The following is an 11,572-nucleotide window of genomic DNA, read 5'->3' on the forward strand; positions in this document are numbered from 1 at the left end:
GCTGTCCCAGGGGGGCAGCCTTTTCTCGTGCGTCATTATTCGTAAGAGCGCTCTAATTCATCCACAAGCGAACCAACATAAGACACAGCTTTACGGACTGGTTCCGGAGTGGACATGTCGACACCTGCTTGTTTGATCAGTTCCTGCGGTTTCTTGGTACCGCCGGCGCGAAGAACTTCAAGCCATCTGTCGACAGCAGGCTGGCCTTCTTCTTGAATCATTTGGGAAACGGCCGTGGATACGGTCAATCCCGCAGAGTAGGTATATGGATATAATCCCATATAATAATGTGGCTGGCGCATCCAGGTTAAGCAGGCTCCCTCATCGATGACCACACTGTCACCCCAGAATTCCTTTAGAACGTCCCCGGTGACTTCGGTTAATGTCCTCGCTGTTAAAGCCGTGCCTGACTCAGCCAGCGTGTAGACTCTCCGTTGGTACTCTGCTTCCAGCAAATGAGTGACAAAGTTATGATAATAAGTGCCCAACAACTGAAGAACGACCCAGCGGCGCATTTGCTTATCGTCTGTTTTGGCAAGTAAATGGCGGCCGAGCAGCATTTCATGCATCGTGGATGGAGCTTCAATGAAGTACATCGATGGTCGTGTATTCATGACTCTCTGGTTTTGGTTAGATAAGTAGAAATGTCCGGCATGACCGAATTCATGAGCCAAAGTAAAGCAGCCGCGCATATTATCCTGCCAGGTGACCAGAATGTAAGGATGCGCTCCGTAAGGGCTGGAACAGAAGGCACCAGTAGACTTTCCGATATTATCGGCCTGGTCTACCCATCTTTCTTTAAAGCCGTTTTCAATGATGGAGCAGTAATCAGGACCCATGACTTTTAGTGCTTCCAAGATTAATTGACTTGCTTCTTCAAAAGTGGTGCTTGGATTAAAATCAGCATCCAATGGAGCTTTGAGGTCGCAGAACTGCATTTCATCTAAACCCAATGCCTGTTGCTTTAATTTGGCATACCGGCGCATATGCGGAGCCAATTCTTTAAAAATGGTATCAATCTGATTATTATACATGTCCACTGAAACCTGCTGCGGCTCCAAAAGCATATGGGTGACAGATTCATAGTTTCTTAGCCGTGCAAGGGCTACCTGTTTGTTCACTTCTGTTGCATAAGTTGCGGCCATGGTATTTGTATGCTGTTTTAAGGTTGAAACAAACGATTTCCACGCTTCCCTGCGGACGTAAGTATCTGCCGTAAATTCGTAGCGGTTTTCAAACAAAGCGAAGGATACAGGCAGTTCATTTCCATGTTCATCTTGGATCGGCGCAAACTGCATGTCCGCCAGTTTTGTCATTTGATAAATTTGATAAGGGGCATTGTGGACCTCCCCTAAGGCTGCCAATGCTTGCTCTGTTTCCGGTGAAAGCTGGTGGTTTTTCGATTTGAGCAAATCCAATAGGACTTTTTTGAAATCTTCGAGTTGCGGTTCTTCCTCTAGATACTTCTCAACGGTTCCTTCTGCTAAAGAAAGAATCTCCGAATTGATGAAAGAAAGGGCAGCCATGCATTTTGTTTGAAGGGCTGCAAATTTAGCGGTATTCGCCTGATTGACAGAATCTGTCCCGTCAGCTGCCTGGCGCAATTCCACATAGGTTCCGGCTTTTACAAGTTTCTCTGTGAGCTTTTCTTGAGCCAACAGGCATTCCAGAAGTGCTTTTGAACCTGTATGTAAAGTTCCTTTGAATGGACCGAATTGCCCCAATTCTTGTTGGATTAATGCCAGTTCCTCTTGCCAAGCCTGTTCTGAAGGATATAGGGCACTCAAGTCCCAAGTTAGTTCCTCAGGCACTTCAGAACGGGAAAGCCGTTTTTCAACTAATTTTTCCATGTGATTGTCCTCCTATAGATAATTCGTGTGACTAATTATTATAATATAATTTTTTCGAAAATTAAGTCAACACATAACTACTCAATTTTCGAGGTTTTTCTTGTTTTGTTATGCCAAAAGTATTATTATCTAAATATTTTGCAAACTCGTTGACCTGTTGATTTTACAATGATACCATCATAGTGAAAACGTTTACTAGTTTCGGAGAAAAGAAGGGGAGTCTATGAGTTTTGGGAATCAGGTTCAGTTTAAAGTGTATCAACAGTTTGAAAAAAACATTATTCCGGTTTCCTATGAAGAGCTGGAGAAAAAGGCAAAGGAGCATCTCAGCGCCAAGCCATTTTACTATGTGGCTGCTTCGGCGGGTGCGGAGGTGACGGCCAAAGAAAATAACCAAGCCTTTAACAAGTGGAAAATTGTACCTCGAATGCTTTGTGATACTTCATCAAGAGACCTAACAGTTGAACTTTTTGGGAGAAAACTGAACTACCCTATTTTATTGGCACCCGTTGGCGTCCAGTCCATTGTTCACCCGGATGGCGAACTGGCCACAGCCCGGGCTGCTGCCGGAATGGATCTTCCGTTTATCGCAAGTACAGCTTCTACATACAGTTTAGAGAAAATATCCGCTGTAATGGGCGATCGTCCAAGGTGGTACCAACTTTATTGGAGCAACGACCGGGAAATTGCTGCCAGTATGGTTAAGCGGGCAGAAATAGCAGGCTACGATGCGATTGTCATTACATTGGACACCCCGATGATGGCATGGCGGGAGAAAGACATCGAGCATGCCTATCTGCCATTCCTGGAAGCGCAAGGAATAGGAAATTACCTTGAGGATCCAGTCTTCCTGTCAAGACTGGACTGCCCTCCACAAGAAGACATGCAATCCGCGATCATGCTTTGGGCTCAGGTTTTCGGAAATCCCGCACTGACATGGGCTGATCTGGACTTTATCAAACAGCAAACGAACCTGCCGATTCTATTAAAAGGCATCCTGCATTCTGAAGATGCCCGTCTCGCCATCGAACATGGAGTCGATGGCATCATTGTCAGCAACCACGGGGGAAGACAAGTGGATGGGGCGATAGCGGCCATTGATGCATTGCCAGCAATAGTTGAGGAAGTGCAGGGGAAAATTCCTGTGTTGATGGATAGCGGAATTAGACGTGGTTCGGATATCATTAAGGCATTATGTTTAGGAGCAAAAGCAGTCCTTGTAGGAAGGCCTTACATGTATGGACTGGCACTGGCAGGTGAAGAAGGCGTTAAACAGGTGTTACGCAACTTAATCGCGGATTTTGACCTGACGCTGGCATTGTCTGGTAAAAAATCCGTTTCTGAATTAAACCAGAATTTGCTGAAAAGAGCTTAGGGAAACAACAGGTCCTGTTACCAAACCTTACTGGGCTGTTCCATCTATTCGTCGTGCTTCGGCGTGACTGTAGGGACAGCCTTTTATTATCTAAAATGGAAATATTTATCTGAAATTGAAACAATTCACATAGGAAAATCGTCTATATATTATAAATAAAGCAATACGGAAGGGTAGGGAGATGCTGATGAGAAATTCTGTTTATTTCATTGTTGTCATGGGAATAGGATTATTTTTACTCATCAGTTCGTTTGGCTCCCCTTTACTCCAAGAGGGAAATCCAATCGCGATGCTAGTTTCCGCTACAAAACTCCGTTTGTCGGACTCAGACTATGTTTTGGTCACCAAAACGGACAAGAGAAGAAAGTATATGTCCGAAAATGCGAACAAACAAGACTATAAAATCGTGAAAGAGTATATGGAAACGAAAGGATGGGATTATAAGGAACAAATGGGTTCAGGTTTGATTTTTACAAAGGATGGAGAAGATGCCGTTGTGGAAGTCAGACAGTATTCACGGCATTTTTTTATCTGGGAGATTCAAAGAGCTTTCTTTCATTAGCTTACATATGGATTGATTTACCCCCCTGAAAAGTCAGGGGGTTTTCGAGGCTTCTGTTTCCATGAAGTACTCCTCCAGTAATCGCTCCAGCTTCATATAATGGTTGTTTGCCTGAAGCTGCCCGTCCGCTTTTAAAGAATCCATTGCGCTTTGAATTAAGAATTGGCGCGGTTTTTTAGAATCAAGCAATTCTTCTTCGATAAAATCTAGCAAATTCACTTGATTGTTTAATTGAGTTTGACTGTCCAATTCATTTTTGATGGTAAACACAAGATGATGCAACTGCTTTTGAAGAGATTGATTCGATTTATTCCCATTTGGAAGCAGTTTTTCTAATAAAGCAGGAGATATCAACTGATCTTCTTCATTTTCCACATCTTTGACCATCATTTCTATCCGTTTGACGCTGTAACGTACTACACGGCTGATATTTACATTAGATTCATGGGCCATTCGATAGAATTTAATATTTTCACGGAGAATTCCCATAAACATGACCGCACAATCAAACAGATATGGCTGGGTGGCCACACCAAAAATATCCAGAAACCGGCTGTAAATCCAGCGGATATTATTCAAACGGCTCTGTTCCATAAAATGCTTGAGTTCCGAGTCATTTAATACAGATACTTCTTCAAATAGTGTAAGCAATCCGCTTTTTCGGTTCAGTTTCAGTTGAAACTCCACCTGTTTGATCAATATTTCGATATCTGTTGGGTCTTGTCCGACTAATAATTCATCACGAAGCCTCTCGCGCTCATGGGTTGTAGATGTAATAATCGCCATTAATAATTCATTTTTGGAGGTAAAGTAGTTATAGAAGGTACCTTTGGAAATCCCACTATATTCTAAAATATCCTGAATGGATGTAGAGAAAAAGCCTTTATCAATAAAAAGCTGGTTCGCCATTTTAATGACATGCTGTTTTCTGTCGTTCATGAAAAATCACCTTAGTTTAAAAAATTGTACTGTGTGTACAATTCCATACTAACCTATTTTTCTTCCCTTTACAAACAAGTTAAAGACTGGAAGGTTTTTATTGCATATTTTGTAATTACAGTATAATATAGGTAATTATGTAACAGGGGTATAAAAATATGAACAAGGGGTTTAACAGGGGAGGAATTACGAATGGAGCAGACAATTCAAGAGTCAAAACGGCCCCCGTATGGGATTATTTCTGTCCTGATGATTGGAGCCTTTATCGCGTTTTTAAACAATACGTTAATGAATATTGCCCTTCCATCGATTATGAAGGATTTACAGGTGGAAGCATCAACAGTCCAATGGCTGGCAACCGGGTTTATGCTGGTTAATGGGGTATTAATCCCGACGACTGCGTTTTTAATTCAAAAATATACGGTACGGCGGTTATTCTTATCCGCCATGACTTTATTTACGATCGGAACATTATTGGCAGGAACAGCCCATACCTTCCCCGTGCTATTGGCGGGGCGGATGACCCAGGCTTCCGGTTCTGCCATCATGATGCCTTTATTAATGAATGTAATGCTGGTCAGTTTCCCTATTGAGAAGCGGGGAGCAGCCATGGGAGTGTTTGGCCTAATCTTGATGGGGGCACCGGCCATCGGTCCAACGTTGTCTGGCTGGATTGTCGAGCACTATGACTGGAGGATGCTGTTTCATTTTATTTCACCGATTGCCATCACCATCCTCATTGTTGGTTTCTTTTTAATTAAGGACAAAAAGGATAAGGTCAATATCCATCTTGATTTTGTTTCTTTGCTTTTATCCAGCGCTGGTTTTGGCGGATTGCTATATGGGTTTAGTTCAGCTGGAAAAAAAGGGTGGGATAGCCCACTCGTATATGGAACTGTTGCAGTAGGGGTAGTCTGCTTAGTCATTTTTATCCTCCTGCAATTAAGAAATGAACGGCCGATGCTAAATTTTAGAATCTTTAAATATCCGATGTATGCTCTATCCGTCACCATTTCCATGGTAGTGACGATGGCCATGTTTTCCGGAATGCTGCTGATGCCGATCTATGTGCAAACCCTTAGAGGGATATCACCAATGGATGCTGGACTATTAATGCTTCCTGGAGCAATTCTCATGGCGTTAATGTCGCCGATTACCGGCAAACTGTTCGATAAAATCGGCGGACGAATCTTAGCGGTTATTGGTTTAACCATTACGGTCATTACAAGCTATGAGTTTAGTAAATTATCGCTTGATACAACTTATACCCACTTGATCATTTTATACGCTGCCAGGATGTTCGGTATGTCCATGGTCATGATGCCGGTATCCACTAATGGATTAAATCAGCTGCCGGCAAGATTTTATCCACACGGCACGGCCATGAACAACACCTTACAGCAAGTTTCCGGGGCCATTGGCACGGCTCTGTTAGTGACGATCATGTCCAACAGGACCGAGACCCATGCCAAAGAGATTGGCGCGGAGGCGATGAAACACTTGACCCAGCAGCCGACACCGGAAGTGTTGGCCCAAATCAAACAAGAAGTGGCGATGAAGGCTATGCTCGAAGGGATCAATGACTCTTTCTATGTCACGGTATTTGTGGCTGGCCTCGCACTTATTTTGGCCTTCTTTATCAAACGGGTTAAACAGGCAGAGGACCCGTTAAAGCTCAATCCTCAAGACAACCGGATGACTTCAAAACTTGCCAATAATTAAACTCAAGTGTAGGTGACTTGGACAGTCACCTATTTTTTTATATTCCACCCATGAATGCCTCTTTATCATTTGATTTTTTTGCAAAAAAACTTCAATATGATAGTAAAATGTACTACTGGAGGATGATTCATGTTAAAGAATCGGGTTCAACATTATATTGCACAACAAGAGAACGGCCAAAATGGGTTGGTATCGTTGTTTCATGAGGAAAAAGCCTATGCCGAGAAGCATGGTCTGGTCACTATTCCAATCGCTGAAACAGATGCAGAGGAACGATTTTTCGATGCCTATATTGAGCGTTGCGATAAAGAAACAGAAAATATGATCCGCAACGAGGCCGGAGCGTTTCTGGCTCAGCCTCTTGTCTATTTTTATAAACATAAAAACGAATTTCTTTATCTTGAATCAAAATGGTTTGACATTGTCCTTGTTGATGCGGTTTCACTGGAACTGGACGATGTATTCGGAACCTACGATGTCATGTTAGGTCTGAAGCTCCAGAAAAAATTTAAGCCCCAAATCCAGCAATACCTTACAAGCCACTTACACGGGGAGGAAGCCAGCTTTGATTTGCTATTTAACAGCGAAGATGGGCTTTGGAATGTTAATTTTGCCTTGAATTATATCGAAGGCTTTGATGAAAATATGTCAATCGGAGAAGCCTACCAGTTGATTTATCAATTTCTGTTTAAGCTGGTAGAGTCCATTGAATCCGAATCATAAAAGGCTATAGCAGTTAATCGATTAAAAGAGAGGCATAAAGGAGAGACGGGAAGGGAGTTGGATTGTTTGCGGGTTTTATCTTTGTGTCCGAGTAATACCGAAGTCATGGAGTACCTGGGACTCACTCATTTACTTACGGGTGTGGATGATTTTTCGGACTGGCCGGAGTCGGTTAAAGGGCTTCCAAGATTGGGTCCCGACTTATCGATTAATATGGACCTCGTTGAACAACTGCAGCCAGATCTGGTGCTGGCTTCACTAAGTGTCCCTGGCATGGAAAGGAATGTAGAGGGTCTAAAAGAAAGAAGGATTCCGCATATCGTATTGAATCCCCAATCACTGGATGATATTGAGCGGGATTTGGTGACCACGGCTGAAGCCCTTGGGGAATCTGCTCGCGGACGGGAAGCAGCGAACCAGTTCCGCGGCCGGCTTGAAAAAATCAAGCAAAAAACAGCATCGTTTGCATTTAGGCCAAGGCTATACTGGGAGTGGTGGCCGAAGCCAATCTTTACGCCCGGGAAAATCAATTGGCTGACAGAAATATCCGAAGCAGCGGGAGCCGTCAATATTTTTGATGACATTGAATTAGCAAGTGTCCAGACAAATTGGGAAGATGTTGTCAACCGGAAGCCTGATTTTATTTGTCTTGCATGGGTGGGAGTCAGAAAGGAAAAGGTTCAAAAAAACGTGATTAAAAATCGGGCAGGTTATGAGAGACTGAAATGGTCCGGTGACGAAAGGATCTTCATTTTGGAAGAGGAACTTTACTGCCGTCCTTCGCCAAGATTAATAGAGGGGTTAGAAAAACTTGTAAAACTGATTCATGAATAGTTTTGGAAGTAGGCTACGTATAGAACAGATATTCTTATATTTAAAGAAAGTATATTAATTTCCTACAGGAGTCTAAAAATGAATCCTAAGACAGCGCTTATACTAGGGGCAAGCGGTTTGACAGGCAGAGAACTGGTTGATTGCCTGATTCAGCAAAACTATTATCAAAAGATCCATCTTTTTGTCCGCAGACCGATTGATTGGAACCACCCAATCTGCGAAATTCATGAAATAGATTATGAGAATATGGATCAATATGCGGATTTATTTGATGTCAACGATGTATTTTGTTGTTTAGGTACAACGATAAAAAAAGCAAAAACAAAAGAAGCCTTCAGGAAAGTGGACCATGACTATCCCTTACAAGCTGCTAAGTTGGCTGTGAGTGCAGGAACAGAAAGATTCCTGATCATTTCTGCAATGGGAGCCGACCCTAAATCCTTATTTTTTTATAATCAAGTGAAAGGTCAGTTGGAGGAAAACCTAAAAAATTTGCCATTGCCGGCATTGCACATCTTTCGGCCGTCGTTGTTGTTAGGGGAACGGGGAGAGTTCCGCTTTGGGGAACAACTGGCATCAAAGGCCAGTCCAGTGTTAAATTCACTCATGAAGGGGCCTCTTCGTCCATTTAGAGCCATCGAGGCAAAGAAGGTAGCCCTAGCCATGGCAGCTGCAGCAAAAACAAGTGAAACCGGTATACATATTTACCTTTCCCATGAGATTGAAGAAATGGCAAATAAAAATGTTACATGAGCGATAGAATTCGGCCCTTTTTTTACCAGCAATAAACACGGGAGGTTTAACAATGGAGAAAGGTTTATCAGGAAAACGGGTAGTTATAGCCGGGTCCCGAAAAATTGAGGAAATCAGCACCTTGATTGAAAAGCAAGGGGGTATTCCGCTGGTGCGGCCGCTTCAAGGAACCATTTTTTTAGCGGAAGAACAAGTAAAGCCAGACCTCATAAAATTCATTCATGATGGGGCGGAATGGGTTGTATTCACGACGGGAATCGGGCTTGAGACGCTGGTCAATCTTGCGTCAGACATTCATTTAGCTGATTCATTCCTAACTAGAATAAAGGAGGCGAAAGTGGCTGCCAGAGGCTATAAAACCCTGGCTGCGCTTAAAAAATTATCGATTTCCCCAGATGCCGTTGCTGAAGACGGGACGACAAAAGGATTAGTCCGTGCCCTCGAAAACCAAGACTTTACAGGAAAAAAAGTCATGATTCAGCTCCATGGGGAATCTGCCCCATCATTAACCTCTTTTTTCGAGGACAGGGGGGCGAAAGTGACAAAAATTCTCCCCTACCAGCATATAAAACCGGAAACAGAAACTGTAGAACGCTTGTGCGAAGAGCTATTAAAGAACCAATGTGATTCCGTTTGTTTTACGACCGCTGTTCAGGTTAGATCCCTATTTGATTATGCCAGAGAGCAAGAAATCCATTCCACTATTGTGGAATGCTTTCAAAAGCAATGTTTGGCGGCGGCTGTCGGAAAGGTTACAGCCGAGGCATTGAGAGAAGAGGGAATCGATCGTCTATTAGTCCCAGAACTCGAACGAATGGGAGCGATGATCATCGAACTTTCCCGTTACTTCATAAACAGATAATGTAAAAAACAGGCTGCCCCAATGGAGGCAGCCTGTACTTTTGAACAGCATGCTGGATAAAATGGCTTGGATTAAAAAGTTGGGCAGATAAGCTGACGACTCGATGGGTTTTTACATTTTTTGCAAAATCAATATGGTAAATTGAAGTAGACAACAAGAGGTACATGATTGTGATTCAATACATGCCGGTAGAACTTTTACATATTGGATAGCAAAATGCATGGATTTTTTTACAGATTGTCAGGTGATTTGGGCGGCATGGGCCTGTAAAATGAAGTTGGAGTGCAGAATTTTCTGTATCATTTCTAATTTCCATTAAACAATATAGGAGGCGAAAAAAGGTTCATTTGAAGAAAAAATATTAAAGCGCTTACACACGCGCTCTGCCTAACTCTAGATTTCTTATAAAGGAGGGCTTCTTTTGCCAAATGAAAAGATGCAAAGGATTTCCTTAACAAACCTGGAAAGAAATTTTCAGGAGGTAGAATCAGGACTAACGAATCAAGAAGCAATCGAAGAAGCGAACCGCTGCCTCTATTGTTATGACGCCCCATGCATAAAAGCCTGTCCCACTGGTATTGATATTCCAACCTTTATTAAAAAAATCGGATCCGGGAATTATCTTGGGTCTGCCAAAACCATTATGTCCTCCAACCCAGTCGGGGCCAGCTGTGCTAGAGTATGTCCAACAGAAGAATTATGTGAAGGCGCTTGCGTTCTTAATCATTCCACCAAACCCATTATGATTGGCAAACTGCAACGTTACGCGACAGACTGGGCCATTCACAATGATAAAACTCTATTTGAGCCTGCTAGTCCAAATGGACGAAAAGTGGCCGTAATTGGCGCAGGACCGGCGGGTTTATCTGCAGCAAGGGAACTAGGAAGACTTGGCTATCATGTAACCATTTTTGAAGCAGCCGAAAAAGCCGGCGGGTTAAACACCTATGGGATTGTTTCGTTCCGCTTGCCGCAGCAAATTTCCTATTGGGAAGTGGAACAGGTTAAAAAATTAAATGTCACGATTCGAACCAACACTGTGGTGGGCAAAGATATTTCTGCAGAAGAATTATTGGACCAATTTGACCGGATCGTACTGGCAGCCGGTATGGGGCAAGTCCCCGATCTCGATATTGAAGGAGAAAATCTTAAAGAAGTCTATGATGCTATTGATTTCGTAAAGACAACCAAAACGAAGACATTATCCAACCGGTTCATTGGCAAGCGGGTGGTCGTAATTGGTGCCGGCAATACCGCTATTGACGGAGCCACGTGTTCAATCCGCTTGGGTGCGGAAAATGTTAAAATTTTGTACCGAAGAACCTCAGAAGAAATGACAGCCTATGATTTTGAGTATGACTTCGCCAAAATGGATGGAGTGGAGTTTCGCTGGCTGACGGCACCGAAGAAAATTGTCGGGGATGAAACCGGTAAGGTGATCGGGGTCGAATGCATCAAAATGAAGCTGGGCGATCCGGAACCTGATGGACGCCGCCGGCCTGTCCCCATCCAAGGCTCCGAACACGTGATCCCGGCGGATGCTGTGATTAAAGCCATTGGGCAAACCAGACATCTTGCCTTAATTGAAGGGCTGGGCCTAGAGCATGAAGGTGGAGTGGTTCAAGCAGACCCAGAGACACTGCAAACCTCCCATCCTAAAATAGTCGCGTGCGGCGATATTATTTTTGGAAAAGGCAAAGGCGAGGCTATGGTCGTAACCGCGGCACAGCAGGGAAAATTGGCTGCATATGTCATCCATAAACAATTCTCCTCTTTAGGAAGCACGGCTTAACTCTAAGAGAAATAGAGTTTTTATACCTACTTCATCTACCTATCTTCTTTTTGTTTTTACTAATGCTTAAAGACTGCAAAATTTTCCTCTTCTTCTTGCAAAACAAGAATCAATGACCATTCTCACACATATTAAACTAATATTTCAATACAAAAAGCAG

At 43.1% G+C, this 11,572-nt stretch carries 10 protein-coding genes; 8 read left to right on the top strand and 2 right to left on the bottom strand.

What is annotated here, in order from left to right:
• Positions 1-35: 35 nt before the first annotated feature.
• Positions 36-1,850: an oligoendopeptidase F gene (gene pepF, locus ACY8D0_RS26140; protein ID WP_462413383.1), complete on the bottom strand. Its 1,815-nt coding sequence runs from the start codon at positions 1,848-1,850 to the stop codon at positions 36-38.
• Between the two features lie 223 nt (positions 1,851-2,073).
• On the opposite strand from pepF, the gene ACY8D0_RS26145 reads away from it, so the two are divergent.
• Both ACY8D0_RS26145 and ACY8D0_RS26150 read left to right on the top strand, forming a co-directional pair.
• Positions 2,074-3,225, top strand: a complete 1,152-nt coding sequence (locus ACY8D0_RS26145) for a lactate 2-monooxygenase (RefSeq protein WP_462413384.1) — start codon at positions 2,074-2,076, stop codon at positions 3,223-3,225.
• 187 nt (positions 3,226-3,412) lie between these two features.
• On the top strand, positions 3,413-3,787 hold the full coding sequence (locus ACY8D0_RS26150; protein ID WP_462413385.1) for a hypothetical protein: 375 nt from the start codon (positions 3,413-3,415) through the stop codon (positions 3,785-3,787).
• 33 nt (positions 3,788-3,820) lie between these two features.
• On the opposite strand, the gene ACY8D0_RS26155 is transcribed toward ACY8D0_RS26150, so the two are convergent.
• Complete coding sequence (locus ACY8D0_RS26155; protein WP_462413386.1) at positions 3,821-4,726, bottom strand: TetR/AcrR family transcriptional regulator; 906 nt, start codon at positions 4,724-4,726, stop codon at positions 3,821-3,823.
• Between the two features lie 192 nt (positions 4,727-4,918).
• On the opposite strand from ACY8D0_RS26155, the gene ACY8D0_RS26160 reads away from it, so the two are divergent.
• The 6 genes from ACY8D0_RS26160 (at position 4,919) to ACY8D0_RS26185 (ending at position 11,412) form a co-directional block, all read left to right on the top strand.
• Positions 4,919-6,448, top strand: a complete 1,530-nt coding sequence (locus ACY8D0_RS26160) for a DHA2 family efflux MFS transporter permease subunit (RefSeq protein WP_462413387.1) — start codon at positions 4,919-4,921, stop codon at positions 6,446-6,448.
• 129 nt (positions 6,449-6,577) lie between these two features.
• Complete coding sequence (locus ACY8D0_RS26165) at positions 6,578-7,171, top strand: branched-chain amino acid aminotransferase (protein ID WP_462413388.1); 594 nt, start codon at positions 6,578-6,580, stop codon at positions 7,169-7,171.
• Between the two features lie 66 nt (positions 7,172-7,237).
• Positions 7,238-8,005 (top strand): cobalamin-binding protein, encoded by a 768-nt coding sequence (locus ACY8D0_RS26170; RefSeq protein ID WP_462413389.1) that lies wholly within the window; start codon positions 7,238-7,240, stop codon positions 8,003-8,005.
• Between the two features lie 78 nt (positions 8,006-8,083).
• A complete protein-coding gene (locus ACY8D0_RS26175) occupies positions 8,084-8,758 on the top strand; it encodes an NAD(P)H-binding protein (protein ID WP_462413390.1) in 675 nt (224 codons plus the stop codon).
• A gap of 52 nt (positions 8,759-8,810) precedes the next feature.
• Positions 8,811-9,620, top strand: coding sequence for a uroporphyrinogen-III synthase (locus tag ACY8D0_RS26180; protein ID WP_462413391.1), 810 nt, complete (start codon positions 8,811-8,813; stop codon positions 9,618-9,620).
• 436 nt (positions 9,621-10,056) lie between these two features.
• Positions 10,057-11,412 carry an NAD(P)-dependent oxidoreductase gene (locus ACY8D0_RS26185; protein ID WP_462413621.1) on the top strand — a complete coding sequence of 452 codons (1,356 nt, stop codon included), beginning with the start codon at positions 10,057-10,059 and terminating at the stop codon, positions 11,410-11,412.
• The last annotated feature ends 160 nt before the right edge of the window (positions 11,413-11,572 follow it).

This window comes from Neobacillus camarae (assembly GCF_054950115.1).